The sequence below is a fragment of the Geodermatophilus sp. URMC 64 genome (genome assembly GCF_053502555.1).
Genome location: NZ_CP199955.1, coordinates 5,542,489 through 5,561,605, shown reverse-complemented (window position 1 = coordinate 5,561,605; position 19,117 = coordinate 5,542,489). Strand labels below are relative to the sequence as shown.

Genomic DNA, 19,117 nt, shown 5'->3' with positions numbered 1-19,117 from the left:
GGCCGGGTCGGCCGGCTCTGCCGAGAGCGAGGCAGCTCTCCCGGGCGGGGCGTCCACCCCGTGGCGACCGCACTACCCTCGCCGGGTGCCCGGAACGCCTCGCAGCATGCCCCCGACGCGGTTCACCTATCTCGGTCCTGAGGGTACCTTCGCCGAAGCGGCACTGAGCAGGGCCGTTGCCGCGTCCGAGGGACGGCGGGACCCCCAGCCGAGCGTCGCCGCGGCCCTGGCCGCCGTCCGATCGGGGGACGCCGACGCCGCGCTCGTGCCGATGGAGAACTCCGTCGAGGGCTCCGTGCCCGCGACGATGGACGGCCTGGCCTACGGCGAGCCGCTGGTCATCACCCGCGAGGTGTTCCTCCCGGTGTCGATGACGCTGGTCGCCCGGCCGGGGACGACGCTCGCCGACGTCCGCTCGCTGGCCAGCCATCCGCACGCGATCGCCCAGTCGGCGCGCTGGCTCGCCGACCACCTGCCCGGCGTGACCCCGCTGCCGACGACGTCCACCGCCGCCGCCGCCCGGGCCGTCGCCGAGGGCGAGTTCGACGCCGCCGTCTGCGCCCCGATCGCGGCCGAGCGCTACGGCCTGGCGACCCTGGTCGAGGACATCGCCGACCACCCGGGCGCGGTCACCCGCTTCGTCCTGGTCACGCGCCCCGGCGCGCTGCCCGAGCGGACCGGCAACGACAAGACCTCGCTGGTCGCGGTCGTCGGCGACCGCACCGGCGCGCTGCTCGAGCTGCTGCGCGAGTTCGCCGTGCGGGACATCAGCCTGACCCGGATCGAGTCGCGGCCGCGACGTGAGCGGCTGGGCGTCTACTCGTTCTCCCTCGACTGCGAGGGGCACGTGCTCGACCGCCGCGTGGGGGAGGCGCTCGCCGCGCTGCACCGGGTCTGCGACGACGTCCGGTTCCTGGGCTCGTACCCGCGCGCCGACGACCGGCAGAACCGGCCGGTGGCCCCGACCGCCGACGACGCCGCGTTCGCCGAGGCGGAGGTCTGGCTGGCGAAGGTCCGCGAGGGCACGGCCTGACCCAGCCGGTCAGACGCGGGCCGGCTCCGGCTCGGGCTCCCTCCCGCGCGCCCGCGGACGCGACAGCGCGCTCGGCCACCAGGTGCGGTCGCCGAGCAACGCGACCGCGGCGGGCACGACCAGCGAGCGGACGACGAGGGTGTCGAGCAGGACGCCGAAGCCGACGAGGAACGCCATCTGCGCCAGGAACAGCAGGGGGAGCACCGACAGCGCGCCGAACGTGGCCGCGAGCACCAGGCCGGCGCTGGTGATCACCCCGCCGGTGACGGCCAGCGCCCGCAGGACGCCGTCCCTGGTGCCGTGCCGCTGCGACTCCTCGCGGGCGCGGGTCATCAGGAAGATGTTGTAGTCGATCCCCAGCGCGACGAGGAACACGAAGGCGATCAGCAGGATGCTGGGATCGCTGCCGGGGAAGTCGAAGACGTGCTCGAACATCAGCGCCGCGACGCCGGCGGTCGCCAGGACGCTGAGGACGACGGTCGCGACCAGCAGCAGCGGCGCCGCGAGCGAGCGCAGCAGCAGGGCCAGCACGACGGTGATCACGATGAGCACCGCCGGGACGATGATCCGCAGGTCGCGGGCGGCGCTCTCGCGGGCGTCGAGGTTGGCCGCCGTGTCGCCCCCGACGAGGGCGTCGGGGTCGGCCGCGTCCAGCGCCGTGCGCAGTGACTCGACCGTCTCGATCGCCGCGACGCTGTCGGGGGCGACGGCGAGCGTGGCGTCGAGCCGCACCATGCCGTCGACGACCGTGGGCGGGGCCAGCGGCAGCGGGGCCGCGCCGGTGAACGGGGCGACCGAAGCCACGCCGTCCGTGCCGGCCGCCGTCTCGGCGACCTCCTGCCAGCTGTCCTCCGGGGTGACGATCACCGCCGGGCTGGCGACGCCGGCCTCGTAGTGCCGCTCGAGCGCCGCCTGCCCGGCGACGCCGTTCGACTCGCCGCGGATCGCGTCGGAGAAGGTGATCCCGTCCGCGGCGTAGGTGGGCGCGAAGACCGCGGCGGCCAGCAGGGCCAGCGTGCTGATCGCGAGCACCCGGCGCGGACGGCGGCCGACGAGCGCGGCCACGCGCTGCCAGCCCCGGCCGTGCCTGGGCTCGACGCCGTACCGCGGCCGGAAGGGCCAGAACGCCGCGCGGCCGAGGAGGACCAGGGCGGCGGGCAGGAAGGTGAGCGCGCCGAGGACGGCGAAGACGACGCTGACCGCGGAGATCGGGCCCAGGCCGCGGGTCGACCCGAGGTCGGAGAAGAGCAGGCACAGCACGCCGAGGACGACGGTGGCCCCGGAGGCGACGATCGGCTCCCACGAGCGGTGCAGCGCGATGCGCATCGCCGTGTACTTCGACTGCTCCCGGCGCAGCTCCTCGCGGAAGCGGGAGACCAGCAGCAGGCCGTAGTCGGTGGCCGCCCCCACGACGAGGACCGCCGCGATGCCCTGGCTCTGGCCGTTCACGGTGATGACGCCGCCGTCGGCGAGCAGGTAGGCCACGGCCTCGGCGGCGACGAGGGCGAGGCCCACCGTCCCGAGGACCAGCAGCGGCAGCAGCGGGCTGCGGTACACCACGAGCAGGATGAGCAGCACGATGCTGAACGCGGCGATCAGCAGGACGCCGTCGATGCCGACGAAGGAGTTGGCGAAGTCGGCGAAGATGCCGCCCGGTCCGGTGACGTAGCTGTCGATGCCCTCGACCGGGATCGCGGCGCGGAGGTCGGCCACCAGGGTGACGATCCGGTCGCCGAGGTCGGGGGTCAGGGGTAGGAAGACCTGCACCGCCTCGCCGTCCTCGGACGGGATGGGCGGGGAGACGTCGCCGGCGAGGGAGCCGGCATCCTCGGCGATCCGCGTGGCCTCCTGGACCCGGTCGGTGATCTCGCCGAGCGTCTGCTCGTCGATCGGCCGGTCGCTCTCCCACAGCAGCAGGGCGGGGATCGACTGGACCGGCTGGAACCCCCGCTGCAGCTCGAGGACCTGGGTCGACTCGGCGCTGTCGGGCAGGAAGGCGGCGGTGTCGTTCTCCTGCAGGTCGGAGAGCCCCGCCTGCAGGCTCGCCAGCGGACCGGCGGCGCCCAGCCAGACGAGGAGGATCAGGGCCGGGAGGAGCCAGCGGAGCCGTTGCATGGCGAGAACATTCCTTGATGCTCGATAATCTCGACAGTCGAGAGATTAGGCCCGAGTCTCACTGCGGGCAATCGGCGAGGGAGTTCCGGTGGATGCTGCGGCGCGGCAGGAGCTGGCCCTGATGCTGCGCCGGCTGACCGTCGAGCTGGACGCCGTCGGGCAGCGGTTCGCCGACCTGCACGGGCTCAACCGCACCGACGTCCGCGCGCTGGTGGCGATCATGGACGCCGCGCGCGCGGGCCGGCCGATGACCGCCGGTGGCCTCGGTGCCGCCGTGGAGCTCAGTTCGGCGTCGGTGACCGCGCTGGTGGACCGGCTGGAGCGGGTCGGGCACGTGCGCCGGGTGCGCGACGAGGCCGACCGCCGGCGGGTGGTGCTGGAGATGTCGCCCACCGCGATGGCGGCGGGCGCGGAGTTCTTCGGCGGCCTGCAGCGCGACCTCGTCGGCGCGATGGCCGGCTACTCGGACGAGGAGCTCGCCGTCGTCCGCCGGTTCCTCACCGAGATGACCGACGTGATCGTCCGGCACCGGAAGGACTAGAGGTAGAGGCCCGTCTGCTCCTCGATGCGCTCGGCGGCGACGGCGTGCACGTCGCGCTCGCGCAGGATGATCAGGTCCTCGCCGTGCACCTCGACCTCGTGCTGGTCATCGGGGGAGAAGAGCACCTGGTCGCCCACCTTCACCTGGCGGACGTTGGCGCCGACGCCCCGCGCCTCGCCCCACACCAGCCGCTTGGCCACCTGCGCGGTGGCCGGGATGAGGATGCCGCCGGTCGATCGCCGCTCGCCGTCCTCCTTGCGCAGCGCGACCAGGATGCGGTCGTGCAGCATCTTGATCGGCAGCTTCCCTGCGGTCTCCGGCACGCCGATCACGGTACCCACCGCCGGGTCGGGCCCGCGCTTGCTCTCAGCCGGGGACGGTGCCCTCTCAGCCCCAGCCGAGCTCGTGCAGCCGGGCGTCGTCGATGCCGAAGTGGTGGGCGATCTCGTGGACGACGGTGATGGTGACCTCGTCGACCACCTCGTCCTCGGTCTCGCAGATGTCGCAGATCGCCTCGCGGTAGATCATGATCCGGTCGGGCAGGGCCCCGCCGTAGTGCCAGCCGCGCTCGGTGAGCGCATACCCCTCGTAGAGGCCGAGCAGCTCCGGCTCATCGGCGTTGCGGTCCTCGACCAGGACGACGACGTTGTCGAGCAGCGCCATCAGCTCGGCCGGCACCTCGTCGAGGGCGTCGGCGACCAGCTCCTCGAACTGCGCCGGCGGCAGGGGCTTCACCAGCTGGTCGGCTGCGGGCGGCCCTCCTCGTAGCCGGCCGCGCTCTGCACCCCCAGCACCGCGCGCTCGTGCAGCTGGTCGACGGTTCGCGCGCCGGCGTAGGTGCACGACGAGCGCACCCCGGCGACGATGCCGTCGATCAGGTCCTCGACGCCCGGCCGCTCCGGGTCCAGGTACATCCGGGAGGAGCTGATGCCCTCCTCGAACAGCCCGGCGCGGGCCCGCTCGAAGCCGGACTGGGCCGACGTCCGGGCCTTGACCGCGCGCGCCGACGCCATGCCGAACGACTCCTTGTACAGCCGGCCGGTGCCGTCGCTCGCCATGTCGCCGGCGCTCTCGTAGGTGCCGGCGAACCACGAGCCGACCATCACGTTGGCCGCGCCCGCCGCCAGTGCCAGCGCGACGTCGCGGGGGTGCCGCACGCCGCCGTCAGCCCAGACGTGCTTGCCGAGCGCGCGCGCCGCGGCGGCGCACTCCTCGACGGCGGAGAACTGCGGTCGCCCGACGCCGGTCATCATCCGGGTCGTGCACATGGCGCCGGGGCCGACGCCGACCTTGACGACGTCCGCCCCCGCCTCGATCAGGTCGCGGGTCCCCTCGGCGGTGACCACGTTGCCGGCGACGATCGGCACGGAGCCGGCCACCGACCGGACCGTGCGCACGGCCTCGACCGCCTTCTCCTGGTGCCCGTGCGCGGTGTCGACGACGAGGACGTCGACGCCGTAGGACAGCAGTGCCTCCGCCTTCCCCCGGACGTCGCCGTTGATACCGATCGCCGTGGAGGTGAGCAGCTGGCCGCGGTCGTTGACCGCCGGCTGGTACAGCGCCGAGCGCAGCGCGCCCTTGCGGGTGATGACGCCCACGAGGCGGTCGCCCTCGACCACCGGCGCGGCGTTGACCCGCGCGTCGGTGAGGACGTCGAACACCTTGGGCAGGTCGGTGCCCGCGGGGATGGTCAGCGGGTCCGGGGACATGACCTGGGAGAGCTGGGTGAACCGGTCCACGCCCTGGCAGGCGCCGTCGGTGACCACGCCGACGGGGACGCCGTCCTCGACGACCACGACGATGCCGTGCGCGCGCTTGGTGAGCAGCGACAGCGCCTCGGCGACCGTGGACGTCGGGCCCAGAGTGATCGCGGTGTCGTAGACCGGGTGGCGCGCCTTGATCCAGGTCAGCACCTCGCCGAGGACCTCCACGGGGATGTCCTGCGGCAGGACCGCGAGGCCGCCGCGGCGGGCGACGGTCTCGGCCATGCGCCGGCCCGCGATCGCGGTCATGTTGGCGACGACGATCGGGATCGTCGTGCCGACGCGGTCGGGCGTCGTGAGATCCACCTCGAGCCGCGAACCGACCGTCGAGTGGTTGGGCACCATGAAGACGTCGGCGTAGGTGAGGTCGTGCTGCGGCCGGTCGCCGAGGAAACGCATGCCGTCAGTGTCCCTGACTCCGGCGACGGTCGCCGAGTTCGTCAACCAGATTGACGATTCGCGGAGGCGGGTGCACGCTTTCCCCACAACGGTCAACCATGTTGACGAAGGAGTCCGCCATGGCCGTCCTGCCCGCCCCCTCTGCGCCGACCCACGAGCTGGGCCACGCGCGGTTCACCTCCCTTGCCACGCCGTCGCGCGGATCGACCGAGACCAGCGTGTGGTCGGTGGAGATCGCCCCGGGCAGCCCGGGAATGCTGCACCGGATCACCCGGGAGGAGGTCTTCGTCATTCTCTCCGGGGTGGCTGACGTTGCCCTGGATGGGCAGCGCTCGTACGCCCATCCGGGCGATGCGATCGTCGTGCCCGCGGACACCCCGTTCACCCTCGGGTCTGCCGGCGAGGAACCGCTCCGTGCGCTGTGCATCCTGCCGGTGGGCGGCCAGGCCCAGCACGAGGGCGGGCAGCCGTTCACGCCGCCGTGGGCGGAGTGACCGAGCCGCCGGTGCCGCTGGCCAGGCTGTTCGCCATGGCTTACCGGCTGCTCGTCGACGGGCTGCACGAGCGGCTCCCCGAGCGGGGCTGGACCGACGTCCGTCCGGCCTTCGGGTTCGTGCTGCTCGCGCTGCGCGCCGGGCCCGTCTCGTTGCGGCAGCTGCCCGGCGTGCTCGGCACGAGCAAGCAGGCGGTGTCCAAGCTCGTCGAGGCGATGGTCGCGTCGGGCTACGTCGAGCGCGCCGCGGATCCCGGTGATGCCCGCGCCAAGCGGGTCCAGCTCTCCGCGCGCGGGCGTGCGCTGCTCGAAGCGGTGGACGGCATCTGGACCGAGCTCGAGGACGGCTGGGCCGCCGAACTCGGCGAGGACCGGCTGGCCGCCCTGCGGAGCGATCTGACGACCGTCCTTCGCGCAGCGCACGGCGGTTCCCTGCCCACGGTCCGCACCGTGGGGGAGTGACTCTTCTGGTGTTGGCCCGTCAGCCGGCGCGGGCGAGCCGCGGTTCGTCGGCGGGTGGGCGGATCACGAGGATCTCGCTGCCGTCGGGGCGGTAGGTGTGCCAGCGGCCGGTGGTCTCGTCGCGTTCGATGCGGAAGCCGTGGTGCACCTGGGTGTGGTGGCGTTCGCAGAGCAGCCCGGAGTTCTCCGGGTTGGTCTGGCCGCCGAACAGCCAGTGGATGACGTGATGAACCTCGCACCAGTGGTGCGGGGCGTCACAGCCGGCGAACACGCAGGTCTCGTCGCGGAGTTCGACCGCCCTGCGCAGCTCCGGGGGGACCAGGCGTTTGGTGCGGCCGTGGTCGAGCGGAACCCCGTCGGGGTCGAGCACGATCCTGGTGAGGTCCGCGTCGCAGGCCGCCCAGCGTGTTCTGGCCGCCAACAGGATCCCGCCGAAGCCGAGCTGCCCGCTGGCCGGTCCGGTCGAGGGGTCGAGCAGGTCCTCCAGGTCGACGCGGACCGCGACGTGCGGCTTGACGGTGCGCAGCAGCGGCAGGGTGCCGCAGCCGAGGTGGAGGTCGGCGAGTTGCACGAGGGCGTCGGCCTGCTGCTGGGCGTGCGAGCGCTGGTCGCCGGCGGGCCGGTGGGCCTGCCGCAACGACTCCAGCGCGGCCTGGACCTTCTCCCCGCCGACCGCGTCGAGGTGCCCGCGGAAGGACACCGACCCGTCGGTGTGCTTGGCGACGGACAGGAACCGTTCCTCCGTCGGATCCGGCTCCGGGCCGTCAGCGTCGAGCCGGTCCAGGAAGGTGTGCACCAGCCGGGCGAGCTCCTCGTGCCGCCGGGTGGCGGCGAACCCGGCCAGCACCTGGTCGATGCCGGCGAGGTCGCCGCCCTGCTCGGCCAGCAGCCGCAGGTAGCGGGGTGCGGTGATCCGCCCGATCACCGCCACCTGATCGCCGGTCACCGCACCCGAGGCGTGCGCGGCGGCCAGCGCCGGCAGCTGGTCGAGCGCCCGCCCGTTGCGCACCACCTGCGAGGCCGCGCCGGCAGACAGCCGGGTGTGCCCGCGCAGCCACGACTGCGGCGAGTTCGTCCCGTCGTGCGCGAAGGCCTGCTGGCTCTCGGCCTGCCGCACGGTGCGGGCCAGCTCGGCGTCGATCCGGTTGCGCGCGGCGACCAGTGCGCGGGTGCGGTCCAGCAGCGCCGGGCCCCGGCCGTGGAGCTCCTCGGCCGCGAGCGCGTCGATCTGCGACATGAACGCGTCCACGGCCACCTCCCCGAGCAGCTCGATCACTTGTTCGAATCATACCGCCGAGGAGGTGTCGCCGCGACCTGAATCCCCAGGCCAGGGGCCCGTCCACAGATCTCGGCGAGGGCTTGCGCGCTCCGGGCCACGTGTGCACATCGGGCGCCGTCCTGGCGGCTCATTACGATCGGGTGGTGATCGACCTGCGACTCGTGCGTGAGGACCCCGAGCGGGTCAAGGCCAGCCAGCGGGCCCGGGGAGCCGACGAGTCCCTGGTCGACCAGCTGCTGGCCGCCGACGAGGCGCGCCGGCAGGCGGTCAAGCGCGCCGACGACCTGCGCGCCGAGCAGAAGGCGGCCTCCCAGGCGGTCAGGAAGGCCACGCCGGAGGAGCGCCCCGCCGTCCTGGAGCGGGCCAAGGCGCTCGCCGCCGAGGTCAAGGACGCCGAGGAGGCGCAGCGCGCCGCCGACGCGGCCCTGCGCGAGGTGCACCTCCAGATCCCCAACGTCGTCCACGACGACGTGCCGCCCGGCGGTGAGGACGACGCGGTGACGCTGCGCACCGTCGGCGAGATCCCGGCCTACGACTTCCCGGTCAAGGACCACCTGGAGATCGGCGAGGCGCTCGGCGCGATCGACATCGAGCGCGGCGCCAAGGTCTCCGGCGCCCGCTTCTACTTCCTCACCGGCCCCGGCGCCCTGCTCGAGTTCGCCCTGGCCCAGTTCGCGGTCAGCCAGGCGGTGGCCGCCGGCTTCACGCCCGTCGTCGCGCCCGCCCTGGTGCGGCCCGAGGCGATGGAGGGCACCGGCTTCCTCGGCGCGCACGCCGAGGAGGTCTACAAGGTCGAGCGCGACGACCTCTACCTCGTCGGGACGTCGGAGGTGGCGCTCGCCGGCATGCACATGAACGAGGTCCTCGATCTCCCCGTCGGCCCGCGCCGCTACGCCGGCTGGTCCTCCTGCTTCCGGCGCGAGGCCGGCTCCTACGGCAAGGACACCCGCGGGATCATCCGCGTGCACTGGTTCGACAAGGTCGAGATGTTCAGCTTCTGCCGCCCGGAGGAGGCCGCCGAGGAGCACCGCCGGCTGCTCGCCTGGGAGGAGGAGTTCCTCACCGCCCTCGAGCTGCCCTACCGCGTGGTCGACATCGCCGCCGGCGACCTGGGCTCCAGCGCCGCCCGCAAGTTCGACATCGAGGCCTGGTTCCCGAGCCAGAACACCTACCGCGAGCTGACCAGCACCTCGGACTGCACGACCTTCCAGGCGCGGCGGCTCAACATCCGCTACCGCGGGGACGACGGCAAGCCGCAGCCCGCGGCGACGCTCAACGGCACCCTCTGCGCGATCGCCCGCACCATCGCCTGCCTGCTCGAGGTCCACCAGCGCGCCGACGGCTCGGTCCACGTGCCCAAGGCCCTGCGGCCGTGGCTGGGCGGTGTCGAGCTGCTCAGCCCGGGCATGACCCTGGCGGCGGCTGTTCCGCAGCCGTCCGCATGAGCCCGACTCCGCGCCTCGGTCCGCTCCTCGCTCGCAGAGCTCGCTGCGATGCCCCTCGGGGAACGGCTGTCGTCGGGCGGCCCGCATGAGCGTTCCCCTGCCCTCCTCCGGGCACGCCGCGCCCGGCGCGGACCTCGTCGTCGAACCGCCCGTCCTCGACGACTGGCGCCCCCGGCTGGTGGCCACCGACCTCGACGGCACCCTGTTCACCTCAGCGGGCGAGGTCGGCGCGCGCACCCGCGCGGCGCTGGAGGCCTGCTGGGCGGCGGGGATCCCGGTCGTCGGCGTCACCGGCCGCGGCCCCCGGCTCCTCGAGAGCGTGCGCGCGGCGCTGGACGGCCGCGGCATCGCCGTCCTCGCCCAGGGCGGGTTCGTCGTCGACCTCGAGCGCGACGAGGTGCTGCGCACCGTCGGGCTGCCGCGCGCGCAGGCCATGGCGGTGATCGAGCAGATCGAGGACGTCGCCGGCCCGCTCGTGCTCGCCGTCGAGGACGCCGCGGAGCAGGCCGAGGCGCGCCGGCCGCTGCGCGTGCAGCACGGCTTCAACTGGCCCTACCCGGAGCCGGCGCACCTGCTGCCCCGCAACCGCGTGCTCCCGGAGGGCGCCGTCCTCAAGGTGTTCCTGCGCTCGGCGACCCTCGGGCAGGACGAGCTGCTGGCCCGGGCCCGGCGGGTCGTCGACCCGGCCGTCGCCGAGGTGACCCATGCCGGGCTCGGCTTCATCGAGGTGCTGCCGCCGGGCATCACCAAGGCCACCGGGCTGGGCGTGGCGCTGGCCCGCTACGGCGTCGGTTTCGGCGACGTCCTCGTCTTCGGGGACATGCCGAACGATCTGCCGATGATCCTCGCCGTGACCGAGGCCGGCGGCCGGGCGGTGGCCGTGGCGAACGCGCACCCCGCCGTCCGCGCCGCGGCCCCCGAGCTGACCAGCGGGAACGACGCCGAGGGCGTGGCCCGCTACCTGGAGGCGGTGCTGGGTGTCTGACTGGCGACCGCGGCTGATCGCCAGCGACATGGACGGCACGCTGCTGCGCTCCGACGACACGGTCAGCGAGAGCACCGTGGCCGAGCTGGCGCGCTGGCGGGCCGACGGCGTCCCTGTCGTGCTCGCCACCGGCCGCCCGCCGCGCTGGATGAAGCGGATCCGCCGGGTGCTGGAGTTCGGCACCGCGGTCTGCTGCAACGGCGCGGTGCTGCTCGACCTGGAGTCCTTCACGATCGTCGACGAGGACCCGCTGGCCCCCGAGGTGCTCCGGGAGCTCGTCGGTGAGCTGCGCCGGCGGGCCCCGGGCACCCGCTTCGGCGTGGAGTACGGCATGGAGTTCCGGCACGAGCCGGACTACCACCCGCGCTGGGACGTCGACGTGCCCGGCGTCGCGGCCGCGCCCCTGCCGGAGCTGCTGCGCAACCCGGTGGCCAAGCTGCTCGCCCGCCACGAGGACCTGCCCCGCGACCCCTTCGTCGCCCTCGTCGAGGAGGTCGTGGGCGACCGGGCGACCGTCACCACCTCCTCGGGCGAGGCGCTCGCCGAGATCTCGGCGGCCGGGGTCACCAAGGCCTCGGGGCTGGCGAGGGTGGCCGCCCGGCACGGGGTCGGGCCGGAGGACATCGTCGTCTTCGGGGACATGCCCAACGACATCGCGGCCTTCGACTGGGTGCGCGAGGCTGGCGGCCGGGCCGTGGCCATGGCGCAGGCCCACGCCGACCTCCTCGCCGCGGCCACCGACGTCACCGGCACCAACGAGGACGACGGCGTCGCGGCCTTCCTCGCCGGCCTCTGAGACCACCGGGACGCACGCGACGCGTGTGACGGCCGTGGGTGGATCGTGCCCGGCCGTCGGCTCGAGTGACTGGACGCACAGCCGAGAAGGACGGTGAAGCCGCTCGGTGCTTCGCCACCACCCTCATCGGTCCACGGAGACAACGATGTTGAAGAACCTGTCGATCAGCCGGCGGCTCGCCCTCGGCTTCCTGATCGTCGTCCTGAGCATGGTCGGGCTCACCGCCATCGGCGTGACCCGCGTGGACACGATCAACGACCACCTCACGACCATCAACGACCTGAACGCGGTCAAGCAGCGCTACGCGATCAACTTCCGCGGCAGCGTGCACGACCGGTCGATCGCCGTCCGTGACGTCGTGCTGTCCACCTCGCCGGCCGAGCTGCAGACCCAGGTCGACCTGATCGGGGAGCTCACCAAGAAGTACACCGACTCGGCCGGGCCGATGGACGACCTGTTCGCCGTCGAGTCCAACGCCAACGCCGACGAGCGCGCCGCGCTGGCCGACATCGAGAACGTCGAGCAGCAGACGCTCCCGCTGATCGAGCGGATCGTCCAGGCGCAGTCCACGGGCGACTTCATCGGTGCGCAGCTGGCGCTGCTGCAGGCCAAGCCGCTGTTCGTCGAGTGGCTGCGCACGATCAACGTGCTCATCGACATGGAGGAGGCGATGAACCAGGGGCTGTCGGCCGACGCCCGCGACGTCGCCTCTGGCTTCCTCCTCACCATGGTGCTGTTCTGCGCCGCGGCCGCCGTCCTGGCCGTGCTCATCGCCTGGCAGCTGACCCGCGGCATCACCCGGCCGCTCGCGCAGGCCGAGGTCGTGTTCGCCGCCGTCGCCAAGGGTGACCTGACCCAGCGGCTCGACGTCTCGGCCAAGGACGAGGTGGGCCGCATGGCCACCTCGACGAACACCGCGCTCGCTTCCATCGGCGAGGTCATGTCGACCTTCCACGAGGCGGTCCGGGCCCTGAGCACCGCCAGCGAGCGGGTCGGCGCGCTCAGCCAGCAGATCTCGGTCGGCGCGGAGGAATCCTCCGCCCAGGCCGGCGTCGTGGCCGCGGCCGCCGGTGAGGTGTCCCGCAGCGTCCAGACGGTGGCGGCGGGGTCCGAGCAGATGGGCGCCTCGATCCGCGAGATCGCGCACAACGCCAACGAGGCCGCCACGGTGGCCGGCAAGGCGGTCGTCGCCGTGGGGACGACGACGGAGACCGTCTCGCGCCTCGGCGAGTCCAGCCGCACCATCGGCGACGTCGTCAAGGTGATCAGCTCGATCGCCGAGCAGACCAACCTGCTCGCCCTGAACGCGACCATCGAGGCCGCCCGCGCCGGTGACGCCGGCAAGGGCTTCGCGGTCGTCGCCAACGAGGTCAAGGAGCTCTCGCAGGAGACCGCGCGGGCCACCGAGGACATCGCCCGCCGGGTCGAGGCGATCCAGGCCGACACCACCAGCGCGGTCGGCGCCATCGCCGAGGTCGCCGAGGTCATCTCGCAGATCAACGACTACCAGACGACCATCGCCTCGGCGGTCGAGGAGCAGACCGCGACGACCAACGAGATGAACCGCAGCGTCGGCGAGGCCGCCACGGGGACCGGCCAGATCGCCGAGAACATCGACGCGGTCGCCGCCGTCGCCCAGTCGACGACCCAGCACGTCGGCGCCGCTCAGGAGGCGGCCGGCGAGCTGGCGACGGTGTCGCACCGCCTCGAGGAACTCGTGGGCGGCTTCCGCTTCTGACGCGGCTCCGCTCCCGCATCGGCGGGTGACCGGCAACGGCGCCGGTCACCCGCCGATGTCCATTTCTGCCGGGGGCGCGGTCCGGTTTCGTCACTGCGGAAGGTGTCGGTCGACTTCAGCCCGGAACCCGTCCGCCGACACTCCAGGGGTGTGACGCCGGCAACCAGGCGTCTGGGACCAGGAGAACCACCCTTGGACGCCGAGCAACACCCGCACGCCGTCCGCCGCTTCACCGTCTAGCGAGGACGACGACGGCCCCGGCGCGACGCTGCGCCGGGGCCGTCGTCGTTCTCGTGTCAGGTGAGGGCGTTGTAGGCGATCACCCACAGGACGACGGCGATGACGGCGCCGATCGCGCCCAGGACGACGCCGGTGAGCGCCAGGCCGGTCGGGCCTCCCCGCTTGCGGCCCTGGCTCATGCCGACCCCGCCGAGGATCACGCCGAGCGCGCCGAGGATGACGCCGAGCAGCGGGATCCAGCAGAGCAGCAGGCCGAGCAGGCCCGTGACGAATCCGGCGATGCCCATGCCGTTCTGGGTGCTGCGCGTCGGGGCGGCCGACCCTGGTGTGCTCACACGTGCCTCCGGTTCCTCGGGGCCGGGGTTTCCCGGCCGTCGGAACCGACGGTGATCACCCCAGGTCGGGGCGGCAACGCGAGATCGCTCTTTCACCCGCGCGGGTGAAGCGATCACACACGGCGAACGACTACAGGTACTGGCCGCCGCCGGGGCGGAAGTCGGGCTGCTGCGGCGCCTGCGGCGACCCGCCGGGCAGCGCCCGCCGGCGCATCTCCTCGAGCTGCGCGCGAGCGGCCATCTGCTGGGCGAACAGCGCCGTCTGGATGCCGTGGAAGACGCCCTCCAGCCAGCCGACCAGCTGGGCCTGGGCGATGCGCAGCTCGGCGTCGGACGGCGTCGCGTCCTCGCTGAACGGCAGGGTGATCCGCTCCAGCTCGTCGCGCAGGTCGGGGGAGAGTCCCTCCTCCAGCTCGCGGATCGACGCGGCGTGGATGTCGCGCAGCCGGTTGCGGCTGGCGTCGTCCAGGGGCGCCGCCCGCACCTCCTCGAGCAGCTGCTTGATCATCGTGCCGATCCGCATGACCTTGGCCGGCTCCTCGACCATGTCGCCGACCGTCATGCCGCCGGCCTGGCCGTCCTCGTCGCCCGCCGGGGCGGCCGGCATCGGCATCGCGCCGACCGGCCGACCGTCGGGGCCCACGACGACGACCTGGTGCGGACGCTCGCTGCCGTTTCCCGGTGCAGTCATGACCCCATCCTGCCCCGTGCCGCTGACCGCCGACCGAGGCGGTCGGCGGCCGGGACGCCGGCAACGGAACGGCCCGGCACCATAAACCCGCGGCGCACTAGGGTGCGCAGCATGGGGGAGGGCCGGCTGGACGTCGCACGCGTCCGCGGCCTGTTCCCCGCGCTGGCCGACGGGTTCGTGCACACCGACGGCCCGGCCGGCTCCCTGATGCCGGAGAGCGTGGCGCGCGCCGTGGCCCACGCCATGCGCATGCCGGTCGCGAACCGGGGCGGGGTCTTCCCGGCGTCCGGGCGGGCCGAGGCGATCGTCTCCGCCGCCCGCTCGGCCGTGGCCGACCTGACCGGCGGGGCGGCGGCCGGCGTCGTCCTCGGCGCCAACATGACGACGCTGACCTACAGCCTCGCCCGCACGCTGGCCCGGACCTGGCGACCGGGGGACGAGCTGGTGGTCAGCCGGCTCGACCACGACGCCAACATCCGCCCCTGGCTGCAGCTGGCCGCGGAGGCCGGCGTCCTGGTCCGCTGGGCCGAGGTGGACATCGAGACCGGGGAGCTGCCCGCCTGGCAGTACGACCAGCTGCTGACCGAGCGGACCCGGCTGGTGGCGGTCACGGCCGCGAGCAACGCTCTCGGCACCCGCCCGGACGTCGCGGCGATCGCCGACCGGGCGCACGCGGTCGGGGCGCTGGTCTACGTCGACGCCGTCCACGCCGCCCCGCACGGCCTGCTCGACCGGACGGCGCTGGGCGCGGACTTCCTCGCCGTCTCGGCCTACAAGTGGTGCGGGCCGCACGTGGGTGCCGTCGTTGCCGACCCGGCGCTGCTGGAGCGGCTGTGGCCGGACAAGCTCGTGCCGGCCTCCGACCGCGTGCCCGACCGGTTCGAGACCGGCACACCGCCGTTCGAGCTGCTCGCCGGGGTGCCGGCGGCCGTGGACCACCTCGCCGGGCTGTGCGCCGAGGCAACCGGGTCGCGGCGGGACCGGCTGCGGGCGTCGATGGCGGCGGTGGCCGACTACGAGGGGCAGCTGTTCGGCTGGCTGGACGACGCGCTGCGGGCGATGCGGCACGTGCAGGTGCTGGGGCGGCCGGAGGACCCGACGCCAACGCTGTCGTTCACCGTGGCCGGCATGTCCCCGCGGGCGGTCACCTCCGAGCTCTCGCGCCGGGGGATCTGCGCCTGGGACGGCGACTACTACGCCCGCGAGCTGTTCGACGCGCTCGGCGTCAACGAGCAGGGCGGCGCGGTGCGGCTCGGGCTGCTGCACTACAACACCGCCGAGGAGGTCGGCTACGTGATCGACTCGGTCGCCGCCCTCCGCCTGCGCTGACGCCCCTGAACCGCGCGGCCGCACAGCGCCGTGCTCCCTGGCAAGGGGCACCGACCGGCGCCCGCGAGGAAGGGGGCCCGTTCGTGCGCAGGTCCTCGATCCTGGCGCTGTCGTCCGCTGCCGTGCTCGTCCTCGCGGCCTGCGGCTCGAACTCCACCGACTCCTCGTCCGCCGCTACGGGCAGCTCGTCGGCGGCGTCGGCCGACGCGGTGCTGAAGACGGCGGACACCGATCTGGGCACCGTGGTCGTCGACGGCGAGGGCATGACCGTCTACTACTTCGACAAGGACACCGCGGCCTCCGGGACCAGCGCGTGCTCCGGGCAGTGCCTGGCCAACTGGCCGCCGGTGACCGCCGACTCCGACTCGCCGGAGGTCGACGGCGTCACCGGGACCGTCGGCACGATCACCCGGGACGACGGCACGACGCAGGTGACGCTCAACGGCCTGCCGCTCTACACCTGGGTGAAGGACCGCAAGCCCGGCGACGTTACAGGTCAGGGCGTGCAGGGCGTCTGGTGGGTCGTCGCGCCGGACGGCACCAAGATCACCGACGAGGGGGCTTCGTCGTCGTCCTCGGCGCCCGCGCCGGCGCCCGGAGGCCCCGTCTACTGACCGACCGCCGGGTCGTGGCCGAACCGGCCCCCGCGGATGGCCACGACCCGGCCCGGTCACTCCCCGGCCAGCAGCAGGACCTTGCCGATGTGCTCGCTGGCCTCGACCACGCGGTGCGCCTCGGCGGCCCGGGACATCGGCAGCCGCCGGTCGATGATCGGGCGGACCACGCCGCGCTCCACGTCGCGCCAGACGTCGTGCCGGACGGCGGCGACGATCTCGGCCTTGCCGCCGGGACCGGTCGCCGGCCGGGAGCGCAGGGTCGTCGCGTGCACCGCACCGCGCTTGCGCATCAGCTTGCCGAGATCCAGCTCGGCCTTGGTGCCGCCCTGCATGCCGATGCTGACCAGCCGTCCGCCGATGGCGAGGGCGTCGAGGTTGCGGGCCAGGTACTTCGCGCCCATGTTGTCGAGGACGACGTCGACGCCGGCGCCGTCGGTCTCCTCCTGCACCCGCTCGACGAAGTCCTCCTCGCGGTAGTCGATGAGCACCTCGGCGCCGAGCTCGCGGCAGAACTCGAGCTTGGCGGCGCTGCCGGCCGTGGTGAAGACCCGCGCGCCGGCGCGGGCGGCCAGCTGGATGGCCATGGTGCCGATGCCGCTGGAGCCGCCGTGCACGAGGAACGCGTCGCTGCGACGCAGCCCGGCGAGCATGAACACGTTCGACCAGACCGTGCAGGTCACCTCGGGCAGGCCGGCGGCCGTGGCCAGCTCCACCCCGGAGGGGCGGGGCAGCACCTGCCCGGCCGGGACGGCGACCCGCTCGGCGTACCCGCCGCCGGAGAGCAGCGCGCACACCTCGTCGCCGACCGCCCAGCCGTCCACGCCGTCGCCGACCTCGCTGATGATCCCGCTGCACTCCAGCCCGAGGATCTCGCTGGCGCCGGGCGGCGGCGGGTAGAAGCCCTGCCGCTGGAGCAGGTCGGCGCGGTTCACCGCGGTGGCCGCGACGTCGATGACCACCTCACCGGGGCCGCACACCGGATCGGGGACCTCGCCCCAGCCGAGCACCTCCGGACCGCCGGGTTCGCTGATCGTCACCGCGCGCATGCCCGCACCCTAGGGTGGCCTCGATGAACGCCGCTGCTCTGCTGGGTGCCGAGTTGCCGGTCGTCGCCGCGCCCATGGCCGGCGGCCCGTCCGGGCCCTCGCTGGTGCGGGCGGTGGCCGCCGCCGGCGGGCTGGGCTTCCTCGCCGCGGGCTACAAGGAGCCCGGCGCGGTCGCGGCGGAGATCGCCCAGGTCCGCGACGTCCCGTTCGGGGTCAACGTGTTCGTGCCCTCGCCGGCGCGGATGCCGGAGGAGGAGTTCCGCCGGTACGCGGCCGAGCTCGCCCCGGAGGGGGAACCGTACGGCCTGGACCTCGCCGCCGCCGAGCCGCGGTGGGACGACGACGCGTGGACGGCGAAGATCGACCTGCTGCTGGCCGATCCGGTGCCGGTGGTCAGCTTCACCTTCGGCGTCCCGCCGGCCGACGTGGTCGCCGCCCTCCGGCGGGCCGGCTCCCGGGTGCTCGTGACCGTGACCGCCGACGACGAGGCCCGCGCCGCCGAGGAGGCGGGCGCGGACGGGCTGGTCGTGCAGTGCGCGGACGCCGGGGCGCACAGCGGCGTGCACGACCCCGCGCGGACGCCGTCCGCGGTTCCGCTGCCCGAGCTGCTGGCCCGGGTCCGGGCGGTCACGCCGCTGCCGCTGCTCGGCGCGGGCGGGCTGGCCACCGCGGCGCAGGTGCGCGACGCCGTCGCCGCCGGGGCAGTCGCCGTCCTCGTGGGAACGGCGCTGCTGCGCACCGACGAGAGCGGCGCATCCGGCACCCACCGCGACGCCCTGGCCGACCCGCGGTTCACCCGCACCGCGCTCACCCGGGCGTTCACTGGCCGCCCGGCCCGCGGCCTGGTCAACGGCTTCCTCGAGCGGCACTCCGGCACCGCGCCGATCGGCTATCCGGAGATCCACCACCTGACCCGCCCGCTGCGCACCGCGGCCGCCAAGGCCGGCGACGCCGACCGGCTGCACCTGTGGGCGGGCACCGGGTTCCGGCTGGCCCGCTCCGGTCCGGCCGCCGACGTCGTGACCGAGCTGGCGGGCGCGCTGTGACCGGCAAGTCGTTCGCAAGTGGCCGGCCGCACCGTGCCGGCATGACCACTCAGCTGCCCGCCCTGCCGTTCCCCGTCACCCCGCGCCGTCCCGGCGAGCCCGAGGCCGACCTGACCGGCTTCACGCTCATCCACCGCGCGCTGCGCTCCGGCACCCGCGACCTGGCCGACGCCGCCGTCTCCATCGGCCGGGGTGCCCCGTGTTCCGCCGTCCGCGGCGACGCCTACGTCCGCTTCGCCACCGAGGTGCTGCACGAGATCCACTCCCACCACAGCCGCGAGGACGACGTCCTGTGGCCGGTGATCGCCGCCTCGGCCGGCGCCGCCGTCGACCTCGAGCCGCTCACCGACGACCACGCCGAGCTGCAGGCCGTCCTCGCCCGGGCCGAGGAGGCGCTGGCCGCGTTCGCCGCCGACGTCTCGGCAGCCGCGCCGCTCGGCGCGGTGCTGACCGAGCTGGCCGACCTCCTCGACGAGCACATCGTCGAGGAGGAGGCCGAGGTCTTCCCGGTGATCCGCGAGCACGTCTCGGCCGCGGACTTCGCCGCCTGCGAGAAGCGGTTCCAGAAGGGCTCGAGCCCGAAGCACCTGCTCTTCGTGCTGCCGTGGGTGATCTCCCGGTGCACGCCCGAGGAGCGGTCGGCCGCGCTCGCCGACGCCCCGGCGCCGCTGAAGCTGCTGCTCAGGCTCGGCGAGGGCCGCTGGCAGCGCCGCCGCGCCCTCGTCCTCGGCCTCTGACGGGCCAAAGTGGCCACTTTGGCCCCT

General features: G+C 74.0%; 20 protein-coding genes. 12 read left to right on the top strand and 8 right to left on the bottom strand.

The genetic code is table 11. The annotated features are described in order from the left end of the window. Positions 1–85: 85 nt before the first annotated feature. The gene (gene pheA / locus ACWIYF_RS27295; protein WP_448625966.1) at positions 86–1,033 is read left to right on the top strand and encodes a prephenate dehydratase; all 948 of its coding nucleotides are present in this window, start codon (positions 86–88) and stop codon (positions 1,031–1,033) included. Between the two features lie 9 nt (positions 1,034–1,042). On the opposite strand, the gene ACWIYF_RS27290 is transcribed toward pheA, so the two are convergent. Next, positions 1,043–3,148, bottom strand: coding sequence for an MMPL family transporter (locus tag ACWIYF_RS27290; RefSeq protein WP_448625965.1), 2,106 nt, complete (start codon positions 3,146–3,148; stop codon positions 1,043–1,045). Between the two features lie 88 nt (positions 3,149–3,236). Here ACWIYF_RS27290 and ACWIYF_RS27285 point away from each other — a divergent pair, with 88 nt between their 5' ends. Beyond that, positions 3,237–3,689, top strand: coding sequence for a MarR family winged helix-turn-helix transcriptional regulator (locus tag ACWIYF_RS27285; RefSeq protein ID WP_448625964.1), 453 nt, complete (start codon positions 3,237–3,239; stop codon positions 3,687–3,689). On the opposite strand, the gene ACWIYF_RS27280 is transcribed toward ACWIYF_RS27285, so the two are convergent. The 3 genes from ACWIYF_RS27280 to ACWIYF_RS27270 form a co-directional block, all read right to left on the bottom strand. Next, complete coding sequence (locus tag ACWIYF_RS27280; protein ID WP_448625963.1) at positions 3,686–4,012, bottom strand: GroES family chaperonin; 327 nt, start codon at positions 4,010–4,012, stop codon at positions 3,686–3,688. The genes ACWIYF_RS27285 and ACWIYF_RS27280 overlap by 4 nt on opposite strands. 64 nt (positions 4,013–4,076) lie before the next feature. Then, a complete protein-coding gene (locus ACWIYF_RS27275; protein WP_448625962.1) occupies positions 4,077–4,424 on the bottom strand; it encodes a metallopeptidase family protein in 348 nt (115 codons plus the stop codon). Then, complete coding sequence (locus tag ACWIYF_RS27270) at positions 4,421–5,851, bottom strand: GuaB1 family IMP dehydrogenase-related protein (protein WP_448625961.1); 1,431 nt, start codon at positions 5,849–5,851, stop codon at positions 4,421–4,423. The genes ACWIYF_RS27275 and ACWIYF_RS27270 overlap by 4 nt, the downstream gene beginning before the upstream one ends. Positions 5,852–5,970: 119 nt before the next feature. Here ACWIYF_RS27270 and ACWIYF_RS27265 point away from each other — a divergent pair, with 119 nt between their 5' ends. After that, a complete protein-coding gene (locus ACWIYF_RS27265) occupies positions 5,971–6,345 on the top strand; it encodes a cupin domain-containing protein (RefSeq protein WP_448625960.1) in 375 nt (124 codons plus the stop codon). Next, on the top strand, positions 6,342–6,806 hold the full coding sequence (locus ACWIYF_RS27260) for a MarR family winged helix-turn-helix transcriptional regulator (RefSeq protein ID WP_448625959.1): 465 nt from the start codon (positions 6,342–6,344) through the stop codon (positions 6,804–6,806). Before ACWIYF_RS27265 ends, ACWIYF_RS27260 begins: the two co-directional genes overlap by 4 nt. Before the next feature lie 19 nt (positions 6,807–6,825). On the opposite strand, the gene ACWIYF_RS27255 is transcribed toward ACWIYF_RS27260, so the two are convergent. Next, the gene (locus ACWIYF_RS27255; protein WP_448625958.1) at positions 6,826–8,082 is read right to left on the bottom strand and encodes a DUF222 domain-containing protein; all 1,257 of its coding nucleotides are present in this window, start codon (positions 8,080–8,082) and stop codon (positions 6,826–6,828) included. Positions 8,083–8,228: 146 nt separating this feature from the next. Here ACWIYF_RS27255 and serS point away from each other — a divergent pair, with 146 nt between their 5' ends. The 4 genes from serS (at position 8,229) to ACWIYF_RS27235 (ending at position 13,049) form a co-directional block, all read left to right on the top strand. Beyond that, on the top strand, positions 8,229–9,530 hold the full coding sequence (serS, locus tag ACWIYF_RS27250; protein ID WP_448625957.1) for a serine--tRNA ligase: 1,302 nt from the start codon (positions 8,229–8,231) through the stop codon (positions 9,528–9,530). An 85-nt stretch (positions 9,531–9,615) separates the two neighbouring features. After that, positions 9,616–10,515, top strand: a complete 900-nt coding sequence (locus ACWIYF_RS27245; protein WP_448625956.1) for an HAD family hydrolase — start codon at positions 9,616–9,618, stop codon at positions 10,513–10,515. Next, positions 10,508–11,311 carry an HAD family hydrolase gene (locus ACWIYF_RS27240; RefSeq protein WP_448625955.1) on the top strand — a complete coding sequence of 268 codons (804 nt, stop codon included), beginning with the start codon at positions 10,508–10,510 and terminating at the stop codon, positions 11,309–11,311. Before ACWIYF_RS27245 ends, ACWIYF_RS27240 begins: the two co-directional genes overlap by 8 nt. A gap of 145 nt (positions 11,312–11,456) precedes the next feature. After that, positions 11,457–13,049, top strand: a complete 1,593-nt coding sequence (locus ACWIYF_RS27235; RefSeq protein ID WP_448625954.1) for a methyl-accepting chemotaxis protein — start codon at positions 11,457–11,459, stop codon at positions 13,047–13,049. Positions 13,050–13,345: 296 nt separating this feature from the next. On the opposite strand, the gene ACWIYF_RS27230 is transcribed toward ACWIYF_RS27235, so the two are convergent. Together ACWIYF_RS27230 and ACWIYF_RS27225 are read right to left on the bottom strand one after the other, a co-directional pair. Next, on the bottom strand, positions 13,346–13,624 hold the full coding sequence (locus ACWIYF_RS27230) for a hypothetical protein (protein WP_448625953.1): 279 nt from the start codon (positions 13,622–13,624) through the stop codon (positions 13,346–13,348). Positions 13,625–13,754: 130 nt separating this feature from the next. Beyond that, positions 13,755–14,315 carry a bacterial proteasome activator family protein gene (locus tag ACWIYF_RS27225; protein ID WP_448625952.1) on the bottom strand — a complete coding sequence of 187 codons (561 nt, stop codon included), beginning with the start codon at positions 14,313–14,315 and terminating at the stop codon, positions 13,755–13,757. A gap of 111 nt (positions 14,316–14,426) precedes the next feature. On the opposite strand from ACWIYF_RS27225, the gene ACWIYF_RS27220 reads away from it, so the two are divergent. Beyond that, positions 14,427–15,644 carry a cysteine desulfurase-like protein gene (locus ACWIYF_RS27220; RefSeq protein WP_448625951.1) on the top strand — a complete coding sequence of 406 codons (1,218 nt, stop codon included), beginning with the start codon at positions 14,427–14,429 and terminating at the stop codon, positions 15,642–15,644. Positions 15,645–15,727: 83 nt separating this feature from the next. After that, positions 15,728–16,258 carry a COG4315 family predicted lipoprotein gene (locus ACWIYF_RS27215; RefSeq protein WP_448625950.1) on the top strand — a complete coding sequence of 177 codons (531 nt, stop codon included), beginning with the start codon at positions 15,728–15,730 and terminating at the stop codon, positions 16,256–16,258. Positions 16,259–16,314: 56 nt separating this feature from the next. Here the strand turns inward: ACWIYF_RS27215 and ACWIYF_RS27210 are convergent, their stop codons facing one another. Continuing rightward, on the bottom strand, positions 16,315–17,307 hold the full coding sequence (locus tag ACWIYF_RS27210; protein ID WP_448625949.1) for an NAD(P)H-quinone oxidoreductase: 993 nt from the start codon (positions 17,305–17,307) through the stop codon (positions 16,315–16,317). Between the two features lie 23 nt (positions 17,308–17,330). Here ACWIYF_RS27210 and ACWIYF_RS27205 point away from each other — a divergent pair, with 23 nt between their 5' ends. Together ACWIYF_RS27205 and ACWIYF_RS27200 are read left to right on the top strand one after the other, a co-directional pair. Then, positions 17,331–18,353: a nitronate monooxygenase gene (locus ACWIYF_RS27205; RefSeq protein ID WP_448625948.1), complete on the top strand. Its 1,023-nt coding sequence runs from the start codon at positions 17,331–17,333 to the stop codon at positions 18,351–18,353. A 41-nt stretch (positions 18,354–18,394) separates the two neighbouring features. After that, the gene (locus ACWIYF_RS27200) at positions 18,395–19,090 is read left to right on the top strand and encodes a hemerythrin domain-containing protein (RefSeq protein WP_448625947.1); all 696 of its coding nucleotides are present in this window, start codon (positions 18,395–18,397) and stop codon (positions 19,088–19,090) included. Positions 19,091–19,117: the final 27 nt, after the last annotated feature.

Coding starts and splice junctions, on each gene's coding strand:
- ACWIYF_RS27235 (WP_448625954.1), top strand. CDS start 11,457: ATGTTGAAGAACCTGTCGATCAGCCGGCGGCTCGCCCTCGGCTTCCTG.
- ACWIYF_RS27270 (WP_448625961.1), bottom strand. CDS start 5,851: ATGCGTTTCCTCGGCGACCGGCCGCAGCACGACCTCACCTACGCCGAC.
- ACWIYF_RS27205 (WP_448625948.1), top strand. CDS start 17,331: ATGAACGCCGCTGCTCTGCTGGGTGCCGAGTTGCCGGTCGTCGCCGCG.
- ACWIYF_RS27265 (WP_448625960.1), top strand. CDS start 5,971: ATGGCCGTCCTGCCCGCCCCCTCTGCGCCGACCCACGAGCTGGGCCAC.
- ACWIYF_RS27220 (WP_448625951.1), top strand. CDS start 14,427: ATGGGGGAGGGCCGGCTGGACGTCGCACGCGTCCGCGGCCTGTTCCCC.
- ACWIYF_RS27200 (WP_448625947.1), top strand. CDS start 18,395: ATGACCACTCAGCTGCCCGCCCTGCCGTTCCCCGTCACCCCGCGCCGT.
- ACWIYF_RS27290 (WP_448625965.1), bottom strand. CDS start 3,148: ATGCAACGGCTCCGCTGGCTCCTCCCGGCCCTGATCCTCCTCGTCTGG.
- ACWIYF_RS27245 (WP_448625956.1), top strand. CDS start 9,616: ATGAGCGTTCCCCTGCCCTCCTCCGGGCACGCCGCGCCCGGCGCGGAC.
- ACWIYF_RS27210 (WP_448625949.1), bottom strand. CDS start 17,307: ATGCGCGCGGTGACGATCAGCGAACCCGGCGGTCCGGAGGTGCTCGGC.
- ACWIYF_RS27225 (WP_448625952.1), bottom strand. CDS start 14,315: ATGACTGCACCGGGAAACGGCAGCGAGCGTCCGCACCAGGTCGTCGTC.